This window comes from Microbacterium hydrocarbonoxydans (genome assembly GCF_900105205.1).
Lineage (GTDB): Bacteria > Actinomycetota > Actinomycetes > Actinomycetales > Microbacteriaceae > Microbacterium > Microbacterium hydrocarbonoxydans.
Genome location: NZ_FNSQ01000005.1, coordinates 554,209 through 577,904, shown reverse-complemented (window position 1 = coordinate 577,904; position 23,696 = coordinate 554,209). Strand labels below are relative to the sequence as shown.

The window sequence follows — 23,696 nt, the reverse complement described above, 5'->3', positions numbered from 1 at the left end:
TCCTTTGCGCCCTACGGTGAGAGGATGTCCGCCGTGTCGTTCACCCGCGTCCCCAGCATCCGCGAGCAGCGCAGCGACCTGGTCCTGGCCGCCGTCATGTTCGTGGGTGCCGTGCTGAGCGCCGCCCTCTCGACCGTCGCCGACATCTACGGAGACACGAGGGCGGAGCCGTGGACCGCCCTCGTCTACGCCGTCGCGGTCACCGCGCCTCTCGCCGTCCGACGCCGATGGCCTGGCCCTGTCGCGGTGGCCGTCTGCGTCGCGTACTTCCTCGCGATCTCGTTCCAGGTGCCCGAGATCTACGTCGGCAACATCGCGATGTTCGTGTCGCTGTACACGGTGGGCGCCTGGATGAACAACCGCAGGGCCGCGCTGATCGTGCGGGTCTCGATCATCCTCGGCATGTTCGTCTGGCTCATCATCACGATGTACCGGGAGGCGATCGAGGAGGCTGACAAGGCCGAGGTCGCCGCAGGCCTGCTCTCGCCATACCTGGCCTTCATGATGATCCAGCTGCTGCTGAACGTGCTGTACTTCGGCGGCGCCTACTACTTCGGCGAGCGCTCCTGGAACGCGGCGCAGGAACGGGAGGTGCTCGAGCAGCGCACCGCGGAGCTGGAGCAGGAGCGCGAGGTCACGGCCGCTCAGGCCGTCGCGCTCGACCGCGTACGCATCGCCCGCGAGCTGCACGACGTCGTCGCCCACCACGTGTCGGTGATGGGGGTGCAGGCCGGCGCCGCACGCCTCGTCATCGACCAGGATCCCGAGCGGTCGAAGAGCATTCTCAGCGGTGTCGAGGGGTCGGCCCGCGATGCCATCCACGAGTTGCGCCAACTGCTCGAGACCCTCCGCTCTCCCGGCGGCGAGACCACGGATGCCGCATCGACCGTCACTCTGGATGACATCCGCTCCCTGGTCGAGGCCTCGACGGATGCAGGGCTGCCCACCGACTACACCGTGATCGGCGAGCCCGTCTCCGTCCCCTCGCTCGTCGCCGTCAACCTGTACCGCATCACCCAGGAGTCGCTGACCAACGCCCGTCGCCATGCCGGCGTCGGCGCGACCGCGGACGTGCGGGTGAGGTACGAGGACGAGGGCGTCGAGGTCGAGGTCGTCAACACCGGCCGCAGTGTGACGGCGCTGCGCCCCGGGCTGGGCCAGCTCGGCATGCGCGAGCGCGCGGCGGCGTCCGGCGGCACCCTCGACGTGACGCCGCGCCCCTCGGGAGGACTGCGCGTGCGGGCCCGTGTACCGCTGGCCGGTGGCGCGCAGACCGTATCGCCGATCGAGACGGATGTCGCCTCATGAACCGGACCGATGCGCTCATCCGCGTCCTCCTCGTCGACGACCACGCGATGCTGCGGGCGGGCTTCCGGACCATCCTCGACAGCCAGCCCGACATCACCGTCGTGGGCGAGGCGGCGACGGGTGCCGAAGCCGTGGCCAAGGCGTCGACGCTGCGACCGGACGTCATCACGATGGACGTGCAGATGCCCGACATGGACGGCATCGAGGCCACCCGGCGCATCGTCGCCGATCACGAGGTCGAAGCGGCGATCGCGATCATCACGACGTTCGATCGCGACGACTACCTGTATCAGGCGCTGGATGCCGGAGCCAGCGGATTCCTGCTCAAGAACGCCGGCGCCGAGGACCTGATCGCGGCGGTGCGCGCCCTCGCCGCCGGAGACGGGATGCTCGCCCCGGAGGTCACCCGCCGCGTGCTCGCGCGTTTCACGAGGGCATCGGAATCCGTCCCCGCGCTCGCCACCGCGCCCTCGCCCTCGCCCTCACCCCAGGGTTCGACTGCGCTCGTCGAGCCGCTCACCGATCGGGAGGCGGACGTACTCGCGTTGCTCGCCGACGCCCGCAGCAACGCGGAGATCGCCGGAGCGCTGTACATCGGCGAGGCGACCGTCAAGACGCACGTCTCGAGGATCCTGCAGAAGCTCGGGGCACGCGACCGGGTGCAGGCCGTCGTGCTCGCCCACCGGATGGGTCTCGCCTGACTCCTTTCATATCGCCATACTCCTGTCGCCTCGACAAGCTGAAGGAGTAGAAGCGAGAGGAGTGAGACTGTGCCCACTGCGACGATGACATGCAAAGGACAGATCACGATGCCGAAGGTGGTTCGCGATGAGCTCGGTCTCATCGCGGGTTCGAAGGTGATGTTCGTGAGGATGCCGGATGGTCGGTACTCCTTGATCCCGCGCACGGGCCGGATCTCAGATGTTTTCGGAGCAGTCCCTGTCGAATCGTCGCTGTCGCTCGAAGAGATGGACGCGATCGTGCGAGACGGCGCGGTCGAAAGCGACCAGCGCACCCGAAACATATGACGCCGCTCACGAGCGGCATGCTGCTCGGAGTCGACACCAACATCATTCTCCGCGCGGTTCTGGGCGATGACGCCATACAATCCTCGCTCGCTCGACAGGCCTCGGGTGATCGCACCCCAGAATCGCCCGCTTTCATCACAGGGATATCTCTTGCCGAGGTGTTCTGGGTACTGCGCTCTCGTGTCTGCCGGGAGGCGGCTCCCCATTCTTCGCAGGCTGGTCGAGTCGGAGTCGATGGAGTTCGATGATGGTGAGGGTGTCGTCCGCGCGCTCGCATTCGCTGATGCCGGCGCGGATTTCGCCGACGCCCTCATCCACGGCACGATGGAGCAGTTCGGCGCTTCGACGACGGTGACATTCGATCGAAGGGCGTCCGAGCATCTGGGCTGGCGCCTGCTCGGGGCATAGATACCCTCGGATGGTGTCCGTTCCCGCGCCGTCCGCACCCGCCGCACCCCTCTCCCGCCCCATCCTCGCCGGGGTGGTCACCGCGCTTGTCGGGTTCACGAGCTCGTTCGCCGTCGTGCTCACCGGGCTCAGCGCCGTCGGAGCGACTCCCGAGCAGGCCGCCAGCGGACTGCTCGCGGTCAGCCTCTCGATGGGGCTCGCTTGCGTCGTGCTCGCCTGGCGGTACCGGATGCCCATCACCGTCGCCTGGTCCACTCCCGGCGCCGCCCTGCTCGCCGCCACGGGGATCGTCGACGGCGGGTGGTCGGCCGCGGTCGGCGCGTTCCTCGTCACGGCCGCGCTCATCCTGCTCACAGCGCTCTGGCCCGCCCTTGGGACCCTGATCGCCCACATCCCTCCGTCCATCGCGCAGGCGATGCTCGCCGGAGTGCTCCTGCCCCTCTGTCTTGCACCGATCACCGGGCTCGTGGCGAATCCGTGGGGCGTCATTCCGGTGGTGATCACGTGGCTCGTCTTCGCGCGCCTCGCGCCGCGGTGGGCCGTGCCGCTCGCCTTCGTCGCGGCAGCGGTCGTGGTGGCCGTCTCGTTGGTGCAGGAGAGCACGGCTGTGGATGCCGGACTCCTCGTCCCCCGGATCGAGCTGACCGCCCCCACGTTCACGGTCGGCGCTCTGGTCGGCCTCGCGCTGCCGCTGTTCATCGTGACGATGGCCTCGCAGAACGTGCCCGGCATCGCGATCATGCGCAGCTTCGGCTACGAGGTGCCCTGGCGTCCGGCGATGCTCGTGACGGGTGTCGGCACCGCGCTCGGCGCGACGGCAGGCGGTCACGCCATCAACCTCGCGGCGATCAGTGCCGCCCTCGCCGCCTCTCCCGACGCCGACCCCGACCCGAGACGCCGGTGGGTCGCGGGCGTCTCCACCGGTGTCTCCTACCTCGTGCTCGGCGGGTTCTCGGCGGCCTTCGCCGCCCTGGTGCTGCTCGCTCCCGAAGCGGTCATCCCGGCGGTGGCGGGGCTCGCACTGTTCGCCGCCTTCGGATCTTCGGTGCAGCAGGCGATCGACGACCCCGGCGAGCGCATCCCCGCCGTCGTCACCTTCCTGGTGGCGGCATCCGGTGTCACGGCGCTGGGCGTCAGCGCCGCATTCTGGGCTCTCGTGGCCGGTCTGCTCGTGCGCACCGCTCTGCACGTCGGCCGTCGCTGAGAACACAGGGCGTCACTGAGAACACAGGGCGTCACTGAGAGCACCGGGCAGCCCCTCGGCTACCGTGGACGCGTGACCGTTCCCGCCTCAGCCTCGCGTCCGCCGGCAGCGCCAGCCGGGTCCTTCGACGCGCGCGCACTGCTGGCCCCCGTGAATCCGGCCGACGTCGACGCGTTCACCCGCGCCCGCCGCAGCGCGAATCCGACGTCGACCGGACAGATCGTGGCCTGGGTCGCAGCGATCTTTGCGCTCGTGTGCGTGCTGCCGGTGGTCGGGATCATGATCCTCGGCCTCGGCTACGCGATCGGTCGCGGCACCGGGGTCGCGGTCGCCGCTGTGCTCGCCATTCTCCTGCTCGCGGGCGTCGTCGTCGGCATCGTGCTGCTCGTACGCCGCAGCATCCGCCTCCGCAACCTCACGCGATTCCGGCTCGCGCACTTCGCCGAGGCGAATGCGATGACCTACCTCGAGCGCATCGACGCCCCGCCGCTGCCCGGCATGATCTTCTCCTCCGGGTCGAGCCGGATGTCGACGGATGTGCTGCGCGGCGTCGAACCCCGATTCGTCGAGTTCGGCAACTACCAGTACACGACCAGCAATGGCAAGCAGTCGACGACGCACCGCTGGGGCTACGTCGCCGTCAAGCTCGACGTCCCGCTGCCGAACATCGTGCTCGACGCCCTCGGCAACAACACCCTGGGGAGCACGATCGCCGCGGCCTTCCGCAGCGACCAGCGCCTCTCGCTCGAAGGCGACTTCGACCGCTACTTCTCGCTGTACTGCCCGAGCGGCTACGAGGTCGACGCGCTCTACCTCTTCACGCCGGATGTGATGGCCCGGTTCATCGACCATGCAGCCCAGCTCGACGTCGAGATCGTCGACGACTGGCTCTTCCTCTACGCCCGTCGCGAGCTGTCCACCCTCGACCCCGCGACGTGGGCGTGGCTGTTCGGCGCGGTCGGAGCATTGCTCACGAAGCTCGATCAATGGGCACGGTGGCGCGACGATCGACTGCGGATGATCGGGCAGCCGGGCGGACACCAGGGTGGACACCAGGGCCTGCCGGTCGCGGCATCCGGCGCTCCCGGTGCGCCCGGCCTCCCCGCTGCACCGGCACCCGGCATCCCCGGCGCGCCCGCGCTGCCGTTCGCGGCACCGACGGGACTCCTCACGCCCCCGCCGCCCGGCGTCGCGCCCCCAGGTCAGCGCCTTCGCCGTCGCAGCCCCTGGCTGATCGTGGGCATCATCGTCGGCGTCATGTTCGTGGTGACCACGGCACCGTTCGCGATCGGGATCTTCTCGGTCATCTTCCTGCGCTGAGGCGCACTGCTCCCGAAGCTCCCCCGCACGCGCTCCCTCGCACGCCCTCCCCCGCGCGCCCTCCCCCGCGCGGCTGACGACCACGCGCCTCGGCGAGCGGCAGATCCCCCCGGAGTCCGCCGTACGGGGGATGTCGTGCCCGTATCGCCCGCCCTAGCGTGAGGGCATGACCACAGGAAAGCTCGTACTCACCGGCATCACCAAGAGCTACGGCTCTCGGCGCGTGCTCGACGACGTCTCCTTCGAGGTGTCCCCGGGACGCCTCACCGGGTTCGTCGGCGGCAACGGCGCCGGCAAGACCACGACCATGCGGATCGTCCTCGGGCTGCTCAGCTCCGACGGCGGCCGAGTCGAGCTCGACGGCCGCCCGCTCGGCAGCGCGGACCGCCGCCACTTCGGCTACATGCCGGAGGAGCGCGGGCTCTACCCGAAGATGAAGGTGCTCGAGCAGATCGTGTACCTCGCCCGGCTGCACGGCTTCAGCAAGGCGGATGCCGCGACGCGCGCGACCGCGCTGCTCACCGAGCTCGGCCTCGGGGAGCGGCTCGACGACACGATCGAGTCACTGTCGCTCGGCAACCAGCAACGCGCCCAGATCGCCGCCGCCCTCGTGCACGACCCGGAGGTGCTGATCCTCGATGAGCCGTTCTCCGGACTCGACCCGCTCGCGGTCGACGTGGTCGCGTCTGTGCTGCAGTCGTCCGCCGCGAAGGGCGCCTCGATCCTGTTCTCCTCCCACCAACTCGATGTCGTCGAGCGACTCTGCGACGACCTCGTGATCCTCGCCGGTGGCACGATCCGCGCCGCGGGCTCCCGCGACGGCCTGCGCGCCGAGCATGCCGGCAGCCGCTACGAGCTCGTCTCCGCGGGGGACGCCGGCTGGCTCCGCGCAGAACCCGGCGTGACCGTCGTCGACTTCGAGGGTGGGTACGCCCTGTTCGACGCCGAAGACGCCGACACCGCGCAGCGCGTGCTGCGCACCGCCGTCGACCGCGGCGATGTCGCCAGCTTCGCCCCCAAGCATCCGTCCCTCGCCCAGATCTTCAAGGAGGTCATCCAGTGAGCACTTCGAACACCCCCGCCTCGCCGTCGCAGGCGTCGATGATCTGGCTCGTCGCCGAGCGCGAGATCGGATCGAAGCTGCGCAGCAAGGCGTTCCTGATCTCCACCGGCATCCTGCTCCTCATCGCCCTCGCCGGCATCGTGATCGGCGGATTCGCGAGCAAGAACACCGACACCATGCCGGTGGCCGTGACCTCGGAGACGGCGTCCATCGTCTCAGCTCTGCCCGATATCGAGATCACCGAGGTGTCCGATCAGGCCGAGGCCGAAGAGCTCCTGCGCGCGGAGAAGGTCGACGCAGCGGTACTCCCCGGCGACGGTCCGACCGGTGTGACGGTCGTCGCGCTCAAGGACGCCCCGACGAGCCTCGTCTCGGCGCTGTCGCAGTCTCCCGAGATCGAGATCCTGGAGCCGGCGACGACAAACCCGCTGCTGCGATACTTCATCGCGATCGCGTTCGGCATCGTGTTCATGGGCGCGGCGGCGACCTTCGGCGGCACGATCGCGCAGAGCATCGTGGAGGAGAAGCAGACCCGCGTGGTCGAGATCCTGCTGTCGACGATCTCGGCCCGCACGCTGCTGGCCGGCAAGGTGATCGGCAACACGATCCTCGCGATGGGGCAGATCCTCGCCCTCGCGGCGGTCGCGACCATCGGGCTCATCGTGACGGGGCAACGCGAGGTGCTGTCGACGCTCGGCGCCCCCATCATCTGGTTCGCCGTCTTCTTCCTCTTCGGCTTCATCCTGCTCGCCGCGCTCTTCGCGGCCGCGGCATCGATGGTGTCGCGTCAGGAGGACATCGGCTCCACGACGACCCCGATCACGATGCTGATCATGGCGCCGTACGTGCTCGTGATCGTCTTCAACGACAACCCGCTGGTGCTGACGATCATGTCGTACGTGCCCTTCTCCGCTCCGGTGGGGATGCCGATGCGGCTGTTCGTGGGCGAGGCGCAGTGGTGGGAGCCGCTGCTGAGCCTGGTCATCCTGCTCGCCAGCTGCGTCGCGGCCATCGTCGTCGGAGCGAAGATCTACGAGAACTCGCTGCTGCGCATGGGCTCGCGGGTGAAGCTGGGCGAGGCGCTGCGCGGCTGATCACTGCCTCCACCTGCCCGCTTCTGCGGGCACAACTTCGGATGCCGCGGCCGACACGCCGCGGCATCCGTCGTTTCTGCGGCGTGTCGGTCGTCAGCTCCGAAGCTGTGCCCGGTGAGGAGACCAGGACAGGGGGAGATCAGGACAGGGTCAGATCAGGCCGTCGGACAGCGTCGTCGGGTTGCCGAACCGGTGGTTGGTGATCGAGACGGCCTGCTCGTGCAGGAACGGCAGCATCTCCACGCGACCCGCACCCGTGACGGCGTGCGACCAGACGGCGACATCCGGGGTTCCGCCGAGCGCCGCGAACAGTGCCGAAGCGTCTCCGCCGACCAGTCGTACCCGCTGCCAGGTGTGCTGGGCCTTCGCCGCGGCCTTCGCGTAGCGCGCGACCCACGCGGCATCATTCTCGATCTTCGGGGTCACACCCTGGGCGCGCAGGGCCTTCTCGACGCGCGAGGGCAGAGCGGATGCCGACACGGTGAACGGGCTGCCGCTGCGCAGCGCGGCGGCGATCACGCGGATGCCGTCGCCCAGAGGTGCGTCCTCGCCGATGCGCACGTCGACAGCGACCGGGCGGTAGCGGAAGACGTTGCGCTCCACTCCCAGACCGGACTTGTCGCTGACGGCACCGAACTCGTCGACCCAGGCGCGCTCGTCGGAGGCGGCGGCACGGTGCAGCCATTCGATCTCGACGGCGCCGAGGTCGGATCCGGCTGCCGTGAGCACCGCGTCCACCGCGGAATCGACCGCCGCACCGGGGGCGGCGGCGGGGAGCTCGGCCGGAGCCCACTCGCCGAGTCCGAACAGGTAGTTGGGTCCACCGGCCTTCGCACCGGCGCCGACGGCCGAGCGCTTCCAGCCGCCGAAGGGCTGACGCTGCACGATGGCACCCGTGATGCCGCGGTTGACGTAGAGGTTGCCGGCTTCGACGCGGTCGAGCCAGGTGGCGACCTCGTCGGAGTCGAGCGAATGGATGCCGGCGGTGAGGCCGTAGTCCACGGCGTTCTGCAAGCGGATGGCCTCGTCGAGGTCCTTCGCGCGCATGATGCCGAGCACGGGTCCGAAGAACTCGGTCAGGTGGGTGGTGGAGCCGGGGGCCACGCCGATCTTGACGCCGGGCGTCCACTGCCGGCCCTCGTCGTCGAGCTTCTTCGGCTCGACGAGCCAGCGCTCGCCCCGCTCGAGGGTCGTCAGCGCGGTCAGCAGCTTGCCGTTCGCCGGCTCGATGATCGGGCCCATCTGCGTCGCCGGGTCCTCGGGCAGACCCACGCGCATCGAGGTGACCGCGTCGACGAGCTGACGCTCGAAGCGCTGCGAGTCGGCGACCGAGCCCACGAGGATCGCGAGGGATGCCGCCGAGCACTTCTGCCCCGCGTGGCCGAACGCGCTGCGGGCGACGTCCGCTGCCGCCAGGTCGAGGTCGGCCGACGGCGTGACGATGATCGCGTTCTTGCCGCTGGTCTCGGCGAGCAGCGGCAGGTCGGATCGGAATGAGCGGAACAGCTGCGCCGTCTCGTAGGCGCCGGTGAGGATGACCCGGTCGACCTCGGGGCTCGCGACGAGACGCGTGCCGAGGTCGCGGTTCGCGAGGTCGACGAGGGCGAGCAGGTCGCGCGGCACTCCGGCGGCCCACAGCGCCTCGACCATGACCGCGCCACAGCGCTGCGTCAGCTTCGCCGGCTTGATGATCACACCGGATCCGGAGGCGAGACCTGCGAGCACTCCGCCGGCGGGGATGGCGACCGGGAAGTTCCAAGGCGGCGTGACGACGGTCACCTTCGACGGGACGAACTCCGCACCCGAGACGTTCTCGAGGTCGAGGGCGCGCTCGGCGTAGTAGTGCGCGAAGTCGATCGCCTCTGAGACCTCGGGGTCGGCCTCGGCGATGGTCTTGCCCGCCTCGTGCGCCATGATCTCGATCAGCTGGCCGCGTCGGGCGGCGAGCTCGTCGCCGGCCCGGTGCAGCACGGCGGCGCGCTCAGCGGCGGGGCGCGCGGCCCAGGCCGTCGCGGCGGCGGAGGCGGCGGCGAAGATGTCGTCGAGCTGCTCGTCGCTCTCGACCCGCGCCGCGGCGATCGCGTCGACGCCGAGAGTCGAGTCGACCGACCGCTGCAGGATCTCGCGGCCCCAGGCGCGGTTGACCGCAATCGCCGGGTCGCTGTCCGGCTGGTTCTCGAAGCCGGTGGTGGGGTCATCGCCTGCGCCGGCCGCAGCCTCGGCCGCACGGTCCTGCACGCGATTCGAGGAGGGCACCGAGCGGTCGGCCTCGAGCCCTGCCAGCGAGCGCTCGAAGCGCTCGCGCTCCCGCGTCAGCAGAGCGGGATCGGAGGCGAGCTCGAACACGGCCGACATGAAGTTCTCGGGGCTGGCGTTCTCCTCCAGTCGGCGCACCAGGTACGCGATGGCCACGTCGAACTCGGCGGGGTTCACGACGGGTGTGTAGAGCAGCAGCTGGCCGACGTCCTTGCGGACGGCCTCGGCCTGCCCCGTCGCCATGCCGAGCAGCATCTCGTACTCGACGGCATCCGTGACCCCGCGTGCCTGCGCGAGCAGCCAGGTGTAGGCGATGTCGAACAGGTTGTGCCCGGCGACGCCGATGCGCACGGCATCCAGGCGCTCCGGAGTCATCGACCAGTCCAGCACGCGCTTGTAGTTGGTGTCGGAGTCCTGCTTGGTGCCGTAGGTGGCCAGCGGCCAGCCGTGCACCTTCGAGTCGACCTCCTCCATCGCCAGGTTCGCGCCCTTGACGACACGCACCTTGATCGGCGCGCCGCCCTTCGCACGGCGGGCGGTCGCCCACTCCTGCAGCTGCTGCATCGCACCGAGCGCGTCCGGCAGGTACGCCTGCAGCACGATGCCCGCCTCGAGGTTCTCGAAGCCCGGCTGGTCGAGGATGCTGGTGAAGGCCGCGATCGTGAGGTCGAGGTCGCGGAACTCCTCCATGTCGAGGTTGATGAACTTGGTCCGGCCGGCGGCCTCCGAGGTCGCGGCGAGCTCGTACAGGGGGGTGAGCTTGGTCACCACATCGGCGACGGCTTCGTCGAAGGACCACATCGACAGCTGGCTGACGACGCTGGACACCTTGATCGAGACGTAGTCGACATCCTTGCGGGCGAGGAAGTCGTACGTGCCCTGCAGGCGACGACCGGCTTCGCGCTCTCCCAGCACGGCCTCGCCGAGGAGGTTGAGGTTCAGGCGGTTGCCGGTCTTGCGCAGCTTCGCGATCGCCGGACCGAGCTTCGACGGGGTCGCGTCGAGCACGAGGTGCCCGACCATCGCGCGCAGCACGCGGCGGGAGATCGGCACGACGACACCCGGGAGCTTGGGCGCCCAGAATCCACCCGTCCTGATGGCCGCACGGAGGTAGCCGGGGAGCAGCGACGGCGTGATCTCCGAGAGGTCGGCGAGCGCGCGACCGGCGACACGGAGGTCTTCCGGGCGCATCACGCCGTCGACGAAGCCGACCGTGAAGGCGAGTCCGTTCGGGTCCTTCAGAACCTCGGCGAGGCGCTGGGCGGCGGGCTCGACGGGGTGGGTCTCGCTCTCCGCGAGCCAGCGCTGCACCAGGGCGGCGACCTCGGCGGTGGTGGGTGCGGCGGCCGGGGTGGTGGCCGGAGTGGTGGTGTCGGCGGCGACAGTCATCGGGGGACCTTCCAGGAGATCGCACACCCGGGTTCGTGTGCGGCTTCGATCATTCTCAGGTCCGCGAGTAGGCTACGTCTATCAACCGATTTGGATGCTTTCTGTTCAGTCGTACTGAACAGACCCGCCCAGGGAGAACGACTGCGATGCTCGACATCAACCGACTGCGGATGCTCGTCGAACTGTCGCGCCGCGGCACCCTGTCGGCTGTCGCTGACGCGCTGTCCTACAGCAAGGCGTCGGTGTCCCAGCAGCTGAGCGCACTGGAGCGCGATGTCGGCGTGCCGCTGCTCCGGCGCGTCGGCCGCGGCGTCCAGCTCACCCCGCAGGGCGCGGTCCTGGTCGAGCAGGCGATCGGCATCCTCGACCAGCTCGAGCACGCCGAGGTGGCCGTCGCGGAATCGCTCACCGAGGTCACCGGCACCGTGCACATCGCCGTGTTCCAGACGGCTGCGCATGCGCTGCTGCCCCCGGCGCTGCTCGCTCTCCAGCAGCAGCATCCGTCACTCCGAGTCGACGTCGCGGAGTGCGATCCGGAGACGAGCCTCGACGGCGTAGCGAGCCGCGACTTCGACCTCATGCTGGCCGAGCAGTACCCCGGACGCACCCGCCCGATCAACGCCGACCTCGATCGCGTGGTCCTCACGCATGACGCCATCACGCTCGCCCGGCGCCCCGGAAGCACACCCGCCTCGGATGCCGCAGCGGCGCTCTGGGCCACGAGGGACGAGCCCTGGGTGCTGGAGCCCGCAGGGACGGCGTCCCGCGCGTGGGCCGAGCAGCTGTGCCGCACCGCCGGCTTCGAGCCGGACGTGCACTTCGAGGTCGCCGACCTCACCACGCACATCCGGCTGATCAGGGCCGGACTCGCAGTGGGCCTCCTGCCCGAGCTCGTCTGGGCGGGCGATGACCCGACGGTCGCCGTGACTCCGCTGCCTGGCGCACCACGACGCGAGGTCTTCTCCTCGGCCCGTCGGGTGTCTGCGGCATCCCCCGCGATCAGAGCCGTCCGCCAGGCGCTCGCGGAGGCTGCTGCCGTGATCCTGCCGGACGACGCCTGAGCTTTCCGGACGACGGCCAGGTGTCGCACGACGGCTCCTGCTCGTCCGACAGCAGAGATCAGTGCGTGTGCACGTGCTGGTCCCCCACGCCGATGCCGGCCGCGACGGGGTCTTCGGCACGAGCACCGGTGGCCGCGGCGAGCGCTCCCGCAGAGTGGGCGAAGCGCCCGCCGACCACCGTGAGTTCGGCGTGCTGGTCGAGGAGACCGGCCGGATCCTCGGCGTGACGGTAGAGATCATCCGACCACACGACCAGATCGGCGAGCATCCCTGCGCGCAGGCGGCCGCGGTCGCCCTCGGCGTGCCAGGCTCGGGCGCCGTGGACCGTGTAGGCCTCGAGCGATCGGTCCAGGCCCACTGATTCTCCGGTCGTCCAGGCCTCCGCTCCGTCGAGTCCCGCGCGGGTCGCGGCGGAGTAGAGCCCGACCAGGGGGTCCATCTCGCCGACCTGCCAGTCGCTGGAGAAGGCCACGGTCGCACCACTGTCGAGCAGACTCCGGAACCGCCACGCCCGCGACCAGCGGTCCTCGCCGATGTTCTCCATCCAGGTGCCGGCCACGAGGTCGGGCGAGCAGTGCCTCGGCTGCATCGCCGCCGTGACACCGAGCTGCCGGAATCGCGGCAGATCGTCGGGATGCAGGCACTCGACGTGCACGACACCGTGTCGGCGATCGACGGTGCCGTTGCGACGACCGGCCTGCTCGATCGCATCGAGGGCGAGGCGGATACCGGCATCCCCCGTCGCGTGCGTGTGCGTCTGGAAGCCGAGCCTGTCGAGCTCGGAGATCACCTCGACGAGCTCTCGACCGGGATAGCTCGGCCGCCCGCGCACTCCAGGGCGATTCGCGTAGTCCTCGAGCATGAGTGCGGTGTGCGGTTCGATCACGTCGTCGGCGTAGAGCTTGAGCGGTCCGAGCCGGAGCATCCCCTCGGCGTCGGCATCCGACGCCGCCTCGCGCACGGCCTCGACGAGCCGCTGCCGGAACGCTCCGTCGGCGCCGACCGGGTGGAACAGGGCGGTGATCACTCGAGAGGTCAGCTCGCCCGCGGCAAGCGCGCGCTGGAACAGCCCGATCTCCGCCAGCGGCACCTGCGGCTCGACGGCGGTCGTGATGCCGCTCGCGGTGGCCATCCGGATGCTCGAGAGGAGCTTGCGGTAGCGACGCTCCGGCGAGTACATCGGGATGTCGCGCTGCAGCTCCGCGAGGCCGGCGATCGTCATGGCACTCGTGTAGAAGTCGGTCACCCATCCCGTCGCCGCGCCTGTCGCCGCATCCCGCTCCGGGCGTCCCCAGGCGATGTCGTGCCCGTCCGCGATGCCCAGCACCTGCAGCGCCTGCGCGTTCAGCCACACCGAGTGCTGATCATAGGTCGTGACGAACACCGGGCGGTCGGTGACCCCGGCGAGGTCGGCGGCGTTCGGGCGGCGTCCCTCGACGATCGAGTAGACGGCGTTCTCCGCGCAGATCCAGGGCAGATCGGCGCGGCGGGCGGCGAACTCGGCGATGCGGCGACGCACCTCGTCCAGCGTGTGCGCCCCCTCCAGCGACACCGCGTCCTCATCGAAGCCGAGCAGCAGATGGTTGTGACTGTCGATGATGCCCGGGGTCAGCAGGCGCCCCTCCGCGTGAACCGTGCGCCGGGCCACCGGAGCCTCGGATGCCGGTCCGACATAGGCGATCCGGTCCCCGTCGATGCCGACGGTCTCCGCCCAGGGCTGCGCGGGATCGAAGGTCCGAACGCGGGCGCCGGTGATCAGGGTGTCGACGCTCATGCGGTGCGCTCATCGTCGTCGGCCTCGAGCAGATGGATCGCGCCGGGGTTCGCCCGCAGGTACAGCGCGTAGTAGAGGAACCCTGCGGCGATGATCCCCGCGGAGATGCCGAGGCTCAGCCACTGGGCAGGGTCGAGGATGCCGATCACGAAGATGGTCGCGATCGCGACCATCGCGATCACGGGCGGAAGCGGCCACCACGGCATCCGGTAGCTGCCGCCGGCGACGTCGGGCTGGCGGCGGACGACGAAGGCGGCGAGCGCGATGAACCCGTAGGAGAAGGCGAGGGTCGAGCCTGTCGCGTTCAGCAGCACGTCGAACGGGACGAAGCAGCCGATCAGGGCGATGACCCCCATCGTGATCGTCGAGGCGACCGGCATCCGGGTGCGCGGCGAGACGCGGGCGAGCCTCCCGGCGACGGCGGGCGGCATCGCTCCGTCGCGAGCGGCCGCGAACAGCAGGCGACCTGCCTGCAGGACGATGGCGATGATGGCGTTGACGATCGCGAGGGCGATCGCGATCAGGATGACCGTCGACACCGCATCGCCGGAACGCGCGGAGAGGAACGACTCAACCGGGAGGTCCGCTCCGAACAGCTCCTCCAGCGTGTCGGCACCGAGCATGATCGCGGTGAGCGGGATGATCTCGGCCAGCACCGTGATGACCGCGCTCCACAGCAGCGCCTTCGCGATGGTGCGACGGGCGTCCTTCGTCTCCTCGGCGAAGTAGATCGCTCCGCCGTAGCCGTTGTACGAGAAGATGCCCTGCGTCACGGCCAGCACGAGCCCCGCGATGCCGAGCGGCGCGAGGCCGCCGGCGTCGTTCAGCGCCTGCGGGTTCAGCAGGTCGCTGAGCGGGCGTTCGATGTGGATGGCCCCGAGGACGGTGAGGTAGGCGAGCGCGGCCATCTCGATGAACAGGAACGCCCCGGTCACCCAGGCGTTGGTGCGGATGTTGAAGCACGCGGTGACCGTGGCGAGCACGATCACGACGACCGCCGTCCACAGCGGGTCGAGGCCCGCGATCGCGACGCCGAGGTAGTCCGCGACGCCGAGGGCGAAGATGGCCACGATCAGGGGCAGCGAGATGAGGCTGATGAAGAAGACGGCCGACCCGGCGGCGGGTCCGAGGACGCGGCTGACGAGGGTGTAGTCACCGCCGGCGAGCGGATGCCGCGACCCGAGCTCCGCGTAGCAGAGCGCGACCAGCAGGCTGATCACTCCGGCGAGGATGAACCCCCAGAAGACGCCGGTGCCGTAGCCGGCGAATGCGGCGCCGCCCAGGATGAAGACGCTCGAGGCCGGCGAGATGCCGGAGAGCGTGATGAGCACGTTGCCGCCGACTCCGATCGCGAGAGCTGACCGCCGTGGGTCGTCGACGCTGCGGTGTCCAGCGGGGGCAGCCCCGCTGCGGGGTTCGGGTGGGACATGATCGGGCTCTCTTCGTCGCGGTCCGAGTCGTGCGGGTAGTTTTTTGACTCCAACGTCAAAGAACTCCCCGAGTGTGACACGGCGCTCCGGTAGTGTCAAGGAATGGCACGACCCAGGCGACAGGAGGAGCGGCGCGCAGCCCTCATCGACGCCACCTATGCGGCGGGCAAGGAGCACGGACTCCGCTCGCTCTCGCTCACCGACGTGGCCGCGACCGCCGGCCTCACCCGCGGGGCGATCCTGTATTACTACGAGGACCTCGACGCCCTGCTCGTTGAGGCGCACGCGGCGGGCATCCAGCGCTTCTGCGACGAGCGCGACGCCGTGCTCGCCCGCATCGACGACCCTCGGGCCCGGCTCGGCGCCGCGATCGATGCCGGCCTCCCCGACGGCCCGGACGACGCCCTGATGAGCCTGCTGTACGAGTTCGACGTCCTCGCGGGCAACTCCGCCCTGCATGACGAGCTCGTGCAGAAGCTCTACGTGCGCCAGCTCGAGACGTACCGGGGCGTGATCGCCGCCGGACGCGAGGCAGGGGTCTTCAACCCTGGCCTCGACGACGAGCAGCTCGCCATGACGTTCGTCGCCCTGGAAGACGCGTACGGCCTCCACATCGTCGGCGGCAACGCCCTTATGACGGTGCCGAAGGCCGCCGCCGCGATGCGCGCGGTCGCCGAGCAGCTGGGTTGCCCGACCCGTTCCTGACCGCTTTCGACGAGCAGGCGGCGACACCCGTCATCGCCGGGAATATGCATTCACATGCATTCGTTGAGATCCTCGTACGCGGACGACGGAGTCCGATCCACCCCAGTCGAAAACTCCTGTCGAAAGGCATACCCGTGAGCACTCCCGTGATCGATCGCACCGCCCCCACCGAGCACCCCGTCCTCGACGTCCTCGCCGGGCGCTGGAGCCCCCGCGCCTACGACGCGCAGAACGCGATCGACGAGGCCAAGCTCGCCACCGCTCTCGAAGCCGCCCGCTGGAGCCCCTCGGCCAACAACTCGCAGCCGTGGCGCTTCATCGTCGCCCGCCGCGGCACCGCTCTGCACGCACAGGTCGTCGACTCACTGATGGGCTTCAACCAGGCCTGGGCCGGCAACGCGGCCGTGCTCGTCGTCGCGATCGCCGAGACGGCAGCCGCAGACGGCACCCCGATCACCCACGCCTTCTACGACCTCGGCCAGGCGGTCGCGCACTTCTCCGTGCAGGCGCACCACGACGGACTCGTCGTGCACCAGATGAGCGGCTTCGACCCCGAGGTCGTCCGCGAGTTCGCCGATCTCGACGAGCGCTTCGTGCCTGCCACCGTCATCGCGGTCGGCGAGTTCGGCGATGTCGAGACGCTTCCGGAGGTCCTGCAGGAGCGCGAGGTCGCCCCGCGCGTCCGCCGCCCGATCGCCGAGACGGTCGTCCTCAGCGCCTGACGCATCGCCCGCGGGCGACACACGAGAGGGGCGGATGCGACACCATCCGCCCCTCTCGTCATACCCGGGTCCGCTACTCGTCGAGCAGCTCGGCCTCGATCACATCATCGTCGGAGCCGGGCTCGGGTTCGGGCGAGGTCGAGGTGAGCACCAGGCTGTTGCCGTCGACCGAGACGTCGACCCGCACCGTGTCGCCGTCGTGCACCCCGCCCGCGAGAAGCGCGGTGGCGAGCTTGTTCTGCACCTCGGTCTGGATGAGGCGGCGCAGCGGCCGCGCGCCGAACACCGGGTCGTAGCCGCGCTCGGCCAGCCACGACCGCGCGTCGGGGGTGACCGCGAGCGTGAGCCGGCGATCGTGCAGACGCTGATGCAGCTGGTCGATCGACAGCTCGACGATCTGCGCGAGGTCGTCTTCGGTGAGCGTCGAGAACATCACCACGTCGTCGAGACGGTTCAGGAACTCCGGACGGAACGCCTGGCGCACGAGCGCCATCACCTGCTCGCGCTTCTCATCGGGCGAGAGCATGGGGTCGATGAGGATCGGCGATCCGAGGTTCGAGGTCAGGATCAGGATGACGTTCGAGAAGTCGACCGTCCGCCCCTGGCCATCGGTCAGGCGACCGTCGTCGAGCACCTGCAGCAGCACGTCGAAGACCTCGGGGTGCGCCTTCTCGACCTCGTCGAGCAGCACGACGCTGTACGGACGCCGCCGCACGGCCTCGGTCAGCTGACCGCCCTGCTCGTAGCCGACGTAGCCGGGAGGGGCGCCGACGAGCCGGGAGACCGAGTGCTTCTCGCCGTACTCCGACATGTCGATGCGCACCATGGCGCGCTCGTCGTCGAAGAGGAAGTCCGCGAGCGCCTTGGCGAGCTCGGTCTTGCCGACGCCGGTGGGGCCGAGGAAGAGGAACGAGCCGGTCGGACGTCCGGGGTCGCTGATGCCGGCGCGCGAGCGCCTGACCGCGTCCGAGACCGCCTTGACGGCATCCTTCTGTCCGATGAGGCGCCGGCCGAGCTCGGACTCGAGGTGCAGCAGCCGCTCGCTCTCACCCTGCAGCAGCCGACCGACGGGGATGCCGGTCCATGCGGCGATCACGGCGGCGATGTCCTCGTCCGTGACCTGCTCGTTGACCATGCGGCCCTCGGTCGAAACCGCGGCCTCGGCCTGCTCCGCCTCGGCGATCTCGCGCTCGAGGCGCTTGATGGTCTCGTACTCGAGCTTCGACGCGCGGGTGTAGTCGGCCTCGCGCATCGCGAGATCGCGCTGCGTGACCGCATCGTCGAGCTGCTTCTTGAGGTCACCGACCCTGTTCAGCCCCTGGCGCTCGCGCGCCCAGCGGGCCTCGAGCTCGGCGAGCTGGGCCTCCATGCCGACGAGCTGCTCGCGCAGGGCGCTCAGGCGCTCCTTGGACGCGGCGTCCTTCTCGCGCTTGAGGGCGAGTTCTTCGAGCTTCATCCGATCGACCTGGCGCTTGAGCTGGTCGATCTCGACCGGCGAGCTGTCGATCTCCATCTTGAGCCGCGACATCGACTCGTCGATCAGGTCGATCGCCTTGTCGGGCAGCTGCCGGGCGGGCAGATAGCGGTTCGAGAGGGCGGCGGCAGCGACCAGGGCGCTGTCGGAGATGGTCACCCCGTGGTGCGCCTCGTAGCGCCCCTTGAGTCCGCGCAGGATCGCGATCGTGTCCTCGACGGTCGGCTCGCCGACGTAGACCTGCTGGAAGCGCCGCTCGAGGGCGGCATCCTTCTCGATGAACTCGCGATACTCGTTGAGGGTGGTCGCACCGATCAGACGCAGCTCGCCTCGAGCGAGCATGGGCTTGAGCATGTTGGATGCGGCGACCGATCCCTCGCCACCACCCGCCCCCATCAGCACGTGCAGCTCATCGATTAAGGTGATGATCTGCCCCTCGGACTCGGTGATCTCCTTGAGGACGCTCTTCAGCCGCTCCTCGAACTGGCCGCGGTACATCGCACCGGCCACGAGGGCCGAGATGTCGAGAGACACCAGTTCCTTGTTCTTGAGGGATTCGGCCACGTCACCGGCGACGATGCGCTGCGCGAGCCCCTCTACCACGGCGGTCTTGCCGACGCCGGGCTCGCCGATCAGCACGGGGTTGTTCTTCGTGCGACGGGTGAGCACCTGGCTGACCCGGCGGATCTCACTGTCACGACCGATCACCGGGTCGAGCTTGCCCTGCCGGGCACGGTCGGTGAGGTTGATCCCGAACTGCTCGAGGGCGGACTGCTGGTCATCGTTCTGCGCGCTCTGTGGGCCTGGCATGCGTTCCTCCTGGGAGACTCCTTCTGGTCACGGATGGCTCAGCGTTCGCAGCATGAGCGTCCGAAAAGTTGAGTGGACTTGACTCAAGTTTAGCGCACGCCGAGCACAACGTCCAGAATCGCTGCCGCGACCTGGTGTTTGGTTCCCTCCGCTGCCCGCACGACGGCACCCCCCTCGCCCACGATCTCGACCGCATTGTCCAGTCGCTCGAACCCCCGCTCCGCGTTGGCGAGATTGACCGCGAGCAGGTCGACGCCCTTGCGCTCGCGTTTGCGGCGGGCCCGGTCGCGGCGCTCCTCGGCATCCTCGGAGGTCTCGGCTGCGAACGCGACGATGGTCTGCCCGCTCGGCGCCCCGCCCTGCGCACGCGCCGAGGCGAGAGCGGCGACGACATCCTCGTTCTCGACGAGGTCGAGGTGGGTGAGTACGCCCTGCTCCTTCGTGAGCTTATGTGCGGCGACCGAGGCGGGACGGTAGTCGGCGACGGCCGCCGCCATGACCACGACGTCGGCAGCTGCGGCGGCTCCCTTCATCGCGGTGGCGAGTTCCGCGGCCGTGCCCACGGCCACCACCCGGACGGACGGATGCCGGGCCTCGGCCAGCACGTCGGCGGAGATGTTCGCCGCGACCAGGGTCACTTCGGCTCCCCGTGCGGCGGCATCCGCGGCGAGCGCTGCCCCCTGGCGTCCGCTGGAGCGGTTGCCGAGGAAGCGCACCGGGTCGATCGGCTCGCGCGTGCCTCCGGCGGAGACCACGACGCGCAGCCCCTCGAAGTCACGCGGACCGAGCAGTGCGACGACCCTGTCGAAGATCTCCTCCGGTTCCGCCATGCGCCCCGGCCCGCTGTCGCCGCCGGCGAGCTCGCCGTCCGAGGGGCCGACGAGGTGCATGCCCCGACTCCGGAGCGTGGCGATGTTGGCCTGCGTGGCGGCGTTCCGCCACATCTCGGCGTGCATGGCCGGGGCGAGCAGCACCGGAGCTTCGGTGGCGAGCAGCGTCGTGCCGAGCAGGTCGTCGGCGATGCCGGCGGTGATCTTCGCGATCGAGTTGGCGGTCGCCGGTGCGACGACGACGAGGTCGGCGCCCTGACCGAGCGCGACGTGACGGACGCGGGCGACATCGTCGTGCACGCTGGTCGTGACGGGATGCCGGCTCAGCGCCTCCCAGGTCGGGGTGCCCACGAAGCGCAGTGCGTCCTCGGTGGGTACGACGGTGACGTCATGACCCGCCTTGGTCAGCAGCCGCACCAGGTGCACTGTCTTGTATGCGGCGATGCCACCCGTAACCCCGACGACGATGTTCACGATTCGATTCTGCCGCAGCATCCGGTCTCATGGGCCCGCTCTCGCACCCCGCTCGTCCGGTCCGCTCGTCCGGCCCGCTCGTCGGGCCCGCACCCATGCCCCGCTCGTAGAATGAGGGCCGTGTGCACAGTGGTGATCGACGTGGCAGGGACCGGTGACGCCCGGCTGCTCGCCGTGCGCGACGAGGATCCGCAGCGCGAATGGGATGCTCTGGGCGACTGGTGGCCGGACGCGTACCCCGGCGTCTCGGGCATCCGCGACCGTCGGGCCGGTGGCGCCTGGATGGCGGTGAACGCCTCCGAGAGACGGCTCGCCGTCCTGCTGAACAGGGCAGACGTGGGCGACCTCGCCGCGGACGCAGCGGTGTCCCGCGGCTCCCTCGTGCTCGAATCCGCTCTGGGCCGCTCCCCTGTCGCCCCGCTGCCCATGCATGGGTTCAACCTGCTCGAGGTCGGTCCTGACGGAGCGCGGGTGCTCAGCTGGGACGGCGCCGACCTGCGCGAGACGGCACTCGCCGACGGCATCCACATGATCGCCCACGACGATGTCGACGACCCTGGCACAGCGCGCATCGCCGCCTGGCTGCCCGAGTTCCGCGCGCTGGGTCCGACGGCCGAGAGCGCGGACTGGGCGAGCGCGTGGACGGGCCTTCTCGCGTCGTCCGCACGACTCGACCCGCAAGACGATCGGGCGATCATCCGCGACAACCGCCCGCACGGCTACCCGACCCAGTCGCTGCTGTACTGCACGGCGGAGATCACGCCAGCAGCAGTCGAAGTCGATTATCAGGCGCTGCCGAGCCCCGGGCACTGGGATGCGGCACCGGGCGGTCAGGCCGCAGACGACTCGGCGTCGTCCGCACACGAGAAGCGCGCGCGGTAGGCCGTCGGCGTCGTCCCGAGCACTCGCGAGAAGTTCTGTCGCAGCACAGCGGCTGATCCGAAGCCGCACTCGTCGGCGATCTGCTCGAGCGGCAGGTCGCTGCGCTCGAGCAGCCGCTGCGCATGCAGCACCCGCTGCCGGGCGAGCCACGCCGCCGGCGTCGCGCCGTACTCGGCCTTGAACCGCCGGGCGAAGGTCCGCGGCGACATCAGCGCACGGGCGGCGAGTTGATCGACACCCAGGTCATCGCGCAGATGCTCGACGGCCCAGTCGGCGACGGCGGCGAGCGAATCGCTCGGCACGACCGGGATGGGGCGGTCGATGAACTGCGCCTGGCCACCGTCGCGCTGCGGCGGCACGACCATGCGCCGGGCGATGCGGTTGGTGAGCTCGGCCCCGAGCTCCTGGCGGAGCAGGTGCAGGCAGGCATCGATGCCCGCCGCAGTGCCCGCACTCGTGATGATCCGCCCGTCCTGCACGAAGAGCACATCGGGGTCGATGTCGATCTGCGGGTACATCTCGGCCATCACCTCGGAGTACATCCAGTGCGTGGTCGCGCGTCGCCCGTCGAGCACTCCCGCCGCTCCCAGGATGAACGAGCCGCTGCAGATCGTCAGCACCCACGCGCCGCGCGCGACGGCATCCCGCGCGACCTCGAGCAGCAACGGGTCGATCTGGCCCCAGTACTCCCTGGGCACCGGGCAGAAGATGACGAGGTCGGCCTCGTAGGCGAATGACAGGTCGTGCTCGACGTTCAGAGAGAACCCCAGCTTCGAGGTCACGACCCCCGGATGCGGAGCGATGACGCGGAAGTCGAAGTTCGGCACCCCGTCGTTCGATCGGTCGAGTCCGAAAGCCTCGCACGCGAGACCGAACTCGAACGGCGCGAAACCGTCCTGGATGATGCAGGCGACGGTCTTCAGCATGAGGCACTCCCGGGGTTTGGCAGATTTCCTACGTTCAGAGTCTATTCGGCCACTCGTGGCAGATCAAGAGTGAACGTAGCGTTTCTGCCATGATAATTCTCATCGCACTCCTCGCCCTCGGCCTGTGGGCGCTCGTCGCCACCATCGTCGAGCTCCGTCGCGACGGCTACCGCCCCATCCCCACCGATTGGTCCCGCGTCAGCCGACGCGACAGTCTGGACAGCGCCGAAGCCGGCCACCTCTACCGCTGAAGCGGAGGCCCCCTCACCCGCTTCGCGCAAGGGTCTCCCGCGGACCCGACAGCGCGGGCTACGCTCGTGACATGAGCGAGCCGCAGCAGCCACCCGCGCAGCAGCATCCTGACCAGCCGCACCGGACTCCTGGCCAGCAGCAGCAGAAACAGCAGTATCAAGGCCAGCCGCAGCAGCCACCCGCGCAGCAGCATCCTGACCAGCCGCACCGGATTCCTGGCCAGCAGCAGCAGAATCAGCAGTATCAAGGGCAGCCGCAGCATCCGGGGCAGCCGTACCTGTCGGGCCAGACGCACTCGTACCCGGGCGCGCCGGCGAAAGCCCCCGGCAACGGTCTCGGCCGAGTCGCCCTCATCCTCTCGCTCGCCTCGTTGGCCATCGGGTTCCTCGTAGCCCTCGCGTTCCCCGTGATCATCCGCACGCTTCAGGACACCTACGCCATCGGGCTCGTCAGCGCGGTCGGGAACGGGCTGGTGCTCGTGGTCGCGATCGTCGCGCTCATTCTGGGCCTCATGGCGGTGCGCCGTCCGGGCTCGCCGATCCTGGCGGGCATCGCGATCGGCATCGCGGCGACGCAGATCGCCGGAATCGTCATCTCCTGGGTGTCGAACCTCTTCTACGCCTTCACGTTCTGAGCCCGGAGACATCCATGACAGATCCGCAGCAGCCCCAGCCCGACCCGCAGCTCGGCCAGCCGTACTCGCAGCCCGGCCAGCCGTATGCCCAGCCAGACCAGTCTTCTGTCCATCAGGGGCAGCCGCGCCCCGGCCAGGCGTCCTCCCATCCCGGCCAGCCGTATGCCCAGCCGGGTCAGCCGTACTCGCAGCCCGGCCAGCCCTACTCGCAGCCGGGCCAGCCCTACGCTCAGCCCGGCCAGCCCTACGCTCAGCCCGGCCAGCCCTACGCTCAGCCCGGCCAGCCGTACGGTTCGCCCGCCGCCGGCGTCCCGCAGGGCACCACCGGCCCGGGCGCCCGCGGCAACCTCGGGCGCACGGCGTTCATCGTCGCACTGCTCGCGGTCGCGGCCGACCTGTTCGTGCTGCTGATCACCCCGTTCCTGTACTCCAGCGTCGGATACGACGCCGTCGAGGTGGTGTCGAACCTCATCCTGGTCGTCGTCCTGATCGCCGCCGTCGCCGGACTCGTGCTCGGCCTCATCGCGCTGCGCCGCCCGGCACCGCATCTGCTCGCCGCGATCGCCGTCGGTCTCGCCGGCAGCACCGTCGCCACCGTTCTGGTGTCGTGGATGTCGAGCCTGATGTACTACATCGGCTTCTGATACTCCGG

At 69.7% G+C, this 23,696-nt stretch carries 21 protein-coding genes; 15 read left to right on the top strand and 6 right to left on the bottom strand.

The genetic code is table 11. From position 1 onward, the window contains the following. Positions 1-24 precede the first annotated feature (24 nt). From BLW44_RS03060 to BLW44_RS03030, 8 genes are all read left to right on the top strand, one after another. Positions 25-1,308: a sensor histidine kinase gene (locus BLW44_RS03060; protein ID WP_060928571.1), complete on the top strand. Its 1,284-nt coding sequence runs from the start codon at positions 25-27 to the stop codon at positions 1,306-1,308. Continuing rightward, positions 1,305-2,009: a response regulator gene (locus BLW44_RS03055; protein WP_060928572.1), complete on the top strand. Its 705-nt coding sequence runs from the start codon at positions 1,305-1,307 to the stop codon at positions 2,007-2,009. Before BLW44_RS03060 ends, BLW44_RS03055 begins: the two co-directional genes overlap by 4 nt. Positions 2,010-2,078: 69 nt before the next feature. Beyond that, positions 2,079-2,336: an AbrB/MazE/SpoVT family DNA-binding domain-containing protein gene (locus BLW44_RS03050; RefSeq protein WP_074731568.1), complete on the top strand. Its 258-nt coding sequence runs from the start codon at positions 2,079-2,081 to the stop codon at positions 2,334-2,336. Positions 2,337-2,570: 234 nt separating this feature from the next. Further along, positions 2,571-2,744, top strand: coding sequence for a hypothetical protein (locus tag BLW44_RS17935; protein WP_157519648.1), 174 nt, complete (start codon positions 2,571-2,573; stop codon positions 2,742-2,744). A gap of 13 nt (positions 2,745-2,757) precedes the next feature. Further along, on the top strand, positions 2,758-3,948 hold the full coding sequence (locus BLW44_RS03045) for a benzoate/H(+) symporter BenE family transporter (RefSeq protein WP_245647482.1): 1,191 nt from the start codon (positions 2,758-2,760) through the stop codon (positions 3,946-3,948). Between the two features lie 72 nt (positions 3,949-4,020). After that, positions 4,021-5,268, top strand: coding sequence for a hypothetical protein (locus tag BLW44_RS03040; RefSeq protein ID WP_060928575.1), 1,248 nt, complete (start codon positions 4,021-4,023; stop codon positions 5,266-5,268). Positions 5,269-5,434: 166 nt separating this feature from the next. After that, the gene (locus tag BLW44_RS03035) at positions 5,435-6,331 is read left to right on the top strand and encodes an ABC transporter ATP-binding protein (protein WP_060928576.1); all 897 of its coding nucleotides are present in this window, start codon (positions 5,435-5,437) and stop codon (positions 6,329-6,331) included. 38 nt (positions 6,332-6,369) lie between these two features. Further along, the gene (locus BLW44_RS03030; protein ID WP_060928577.1) at positions 6,370-7,425 is read left to right on the top strand and encodes an ABC transporter permease; all 1,056 of its coding nucleotides are present in this window, start codon (positions 6,370-6,372) and stop codon (positions 7,423-7,425) included. 150 nt (positions 7,426-7,575) lie between these two features. Here the strand turns inward: BLW44_RS03030 and BLW44_RS03025 are convergent, their stop codons facing one another. Then, positions 7,576-11,070, bottom strand: coding sequence for a proline dehydrogenase family protein (locus BLW44_RS03025; protein WP_074731566.1), 3,495 nt, complete (start codon positions 11,068-11,070; stop codon positions 7,576-7,578). Between the two features lie 146 nt (positions 11,071-11,216). Here BLW44_RS03025 and BLW44_RS03020 point away from each other — a divergent pair, with 146 nt between their 5' ends. Then, positions 11,217-12,131, top strand: coding sequence for a LysR family transcriptional regulator (locus BLW44_RS03020; RefSeq protein ID WP_060928506.1), 915 nt, complete (start codon positions 11,217-11,219; stop codon positions 12,129-12,131). Positions 12,132-12,189: 58 nt separating this feature from the next. Here the strand turns inward: BLW44_RS03020 and BLW44_RS03015 are convergent, their stop codons facing one another. Continuing rightward, complete coding sequence (locus tag BLW44_RS03015; protein ID WP_060928505.1) at positions 12,190-13,905, bottom strand: amidohydrolase; 1,716 nt, start codon at positions 13,903-13,905, stop codon at positions 12,190-12,192. Further along, positions 13,902-15,236: an APC family permease gene (locus tag BLW44_RS03010; RefSeq protein WP_060928504.1), complete on the bottom strand. Its 1,335-nt coding sequence runs from the start codon at positions 15,234-15,236 to the stop codon at positions 13,902-13,904. The genes BLW44_RS03015 and BLW44_RS03010 overlap by 4 nt, the downstream gene beginning before the upstream one ends. Positions 15,237-15,437: 201 nt before the next feature. On the opposite strand from BLW44_RS03010, the gene BLW44_RS03005 reads away from it, so the two are divergent. Both BLW44_RS03005 and BLW44_RS03000 read left to right on the top strand, forming a co-directional pair. Next, entirely contained in the window at positions 15,438-16,040 is a 603-nt protein-coding gene (locus BLW44_RS03005; RefSeq protein WP_060928503.1) for a TetR/AcrR family transcriptional regulator, read from the top strand. Positions 16,041-16,174: 134 nt separating this feature from the next. Beyond that, positions 16,175-16,762, top strand: a complete 588-nt coding sequence (locus tag BLW44_RS03000) for a nitroreductase family protein (RefSeq protein ID WP_060928502.1) — start codon at positions 16,175-16,177, stop codon at positions 16,760-16,762. 73 nt (positions 16,763-16,835) lie between these two features. Here BLW44_RS03000 and BLW44_RS02995 read toward each other — a convergent pair whose 3' ends face one another. Beyond that, positions 16,836-19,046 carry an ATP-dependent Clp protease ATP-binding subunit gene (locus BLW44_RS02995; protein ID WP_074731564.1) on the bottom strand — a complete coding sequence of 737 codons (2,211 nt, stop codon included), beginning with the start codon at positions 19,044-19,046 and terminating at the stop codon, positions 16,836-16,838. A gap of 89 nt (positions 19,047-19,135) precedes the next feature. Continuing rightward, positions 19,136-20,350: a bifunctional phosphopantothenoylcysteine decarboxylase/phosphopantothenate--cysteine ligase CoaBC gene (gene coaBC / locus BLW44_RS02990; RefSeq protein ID WP_060928508.1), complete on the bottom strand. Its 1,215-nt coding sequence runs from the start codon at positions 20,348-20,350 to the stop codon at positions 19,136-19,138. Positions 20,351-20,470: 120 nt separating this feature from the next. Here coaBC and BLW44_RS02985 point away from each other — a divergent pair, with 120 nt between their 5' ends. Next, positions 20,471-21,232, top strand: coding sequence for an NRDE family protein (locus tag BLW44_RS02985; protein WP_060928501.1), 762 nt, complete (start codon positions 20,471-20,473; stop codon positions 21,230-21,232). Here BLW44_RS02985 and BLW44_RS02980 read toward each other — a convergent pair. Continuing rightward, positions 21,181-22,158: a GlxA family transcriptional regulator gene (locus tag BLW44_RS02980; protein ID WP_060928500.1), complete on the bottom strand. Its 978-nt coding sequence runs from the start codon at positions 22,156-22,158 to the stop codon at positions 21,181-21,183. The two genes, BLW44_RS02985 and BLW44_RS02980, sit on opposite strands and share 52 nt — an antisense overlap. Before the next feature lie 89 nt (positions 22,159-22,247). Here BLW44_RS02980 and BLW44_RS17930 point away from each other — a divergent pair, with 89 nt between their 5' ends. From BLW44_RS17930 to BLW44_RS02965, 3 genes are all read left to right on the top strand, one after another. Continuing rightward, positions 22,248-22,409 carry a hypothetical protein gene (locus tag BLW44_RS17930; RefSeq protein WP_167347496.1) on the top strand — a complete coding sequence of 54 codons (162 nt, stop codon included), beginning with the start codon at positions 22,248-22,250 and terminating at the stop codon, positions 22,407-22,409. Positions 22,410-22,480: 71 nt separating this feature from the next. Beyond that, a complete protein-coding gene (locus BLW44_RS17705) occupies positions 22,481-23,044 on the top strand; it encodes a hypothetical protein (protein WP_139305228.1) in 564 nt (187 codons plus the stop codon). Positions 23,045-23,058: 14 nt separating this feature from the next. Then, positions 23,059-23,688, top strand: a complete 630-nt coding sequence (locus BLW44_RS02965) for a hypothetical protein (RefSeq protein ID WP_060928497.1) — start codon at positions 23,059-23,061, stop codon at positions 23,686-23,688. Positions 23,689-23,696: the final 8 nt, after the last annotated feature.

Coding starts and splice junctions, on each gene's coding strand:
- BLW44_RS17935 (WP_157519648.1), top strand. CDS start 2,571: ATGGAGTTCGATGATGGTGAGGGTGTCGTCCGCGCGCTCGCATTCGCT.
- BLW44_RS02965 (WP_060928497.1), top strand. CDS start 23,059: ATGACAGATCCGCAGCAGCCCCAGCCCGACCCGCAGCTCGGCCAGCCG.
- BLW44_RS03060 (WP_060928571.1), top strand. CDS start 25: ATGTCCGCCGTGTCGTTCACCCGCGTCCCCAGCATCCGCGAGCAGCGC.
- BLW44_RS03025 (WP_074731566.1), bottom strand. CDS start 11,070: ATGACTGTCGCCGCCGACACCACCACTCCGGCCACCACCCCGGCCGCC.
- BLW44_RS02995 (WP_074731564.1), bottom strand. CDS start 19,046: ATGCCAGGCCCACAGAGCGCGCAGAACGATGACCAGCAGTCCGCCCTC.
- BLW44_RS17705 (WP_139305228.1), top strand. CDS start 22,481: ATGAGCGAGCCGCAGCAGCCACCCGCGCAGCAGCATCCTGACCAGCCG.
- BLW44_RS03015 (WP_060928505.1), bottom strand. CDS start 13,905: ATGAGCGTCGACACCCTGATCACCGGCGCCCGCGTTCGGACCTTCGAT.
- BLW44_RS03005 (WP_060928503.1), top strand. CDS start 15,438: ATGGCACGACCCAGGCGACAGGAGGAGCGGCGCGCAGCCCTCATCGAC.
- BLW44_RS03055 (WP_060928572.1), top strand. CDS start 1,305: ATGAACCGGACCGATGCGCTCATCCGCGTCCTCCTCGTCGACGACCAC.
- BLW44_RS02980 (WP_060928500.1), bottom strand. CDS start 22,158: ATGCTGAAGACCGTCGCCTGCATCATCCAGGACGGTTTCGCGCCGTTC.
- BLW44_RS03035 (WP_060928576.1), top strand. CDS start 5,435: ATGACCACAGGAAAGCTCGTACTCACCGGCATCACCAAGAGCTACGGC.
- BLW44_RS03030 (WP_060928577.1), top strand. CDS start 6,370: ATGATCTGGCTCGTCGCCGAGCGCGAGATCGGATCGAAGCTGCGCAGC.
- BLW44_RS17930 (WP_167347496.1), top strand. CDS start 22,248: ATGATAATTCTCATCGCACTCCTCGCCCTCGGCCTGTGGGCGCTCGTC.
- BLW44_RS03020 (WP_060928506.1), top strand. CDS start 11,217: ATGCTCGACATCAACCGACTGCGGATGCTCGTCGAACTGTCGCGCCGC.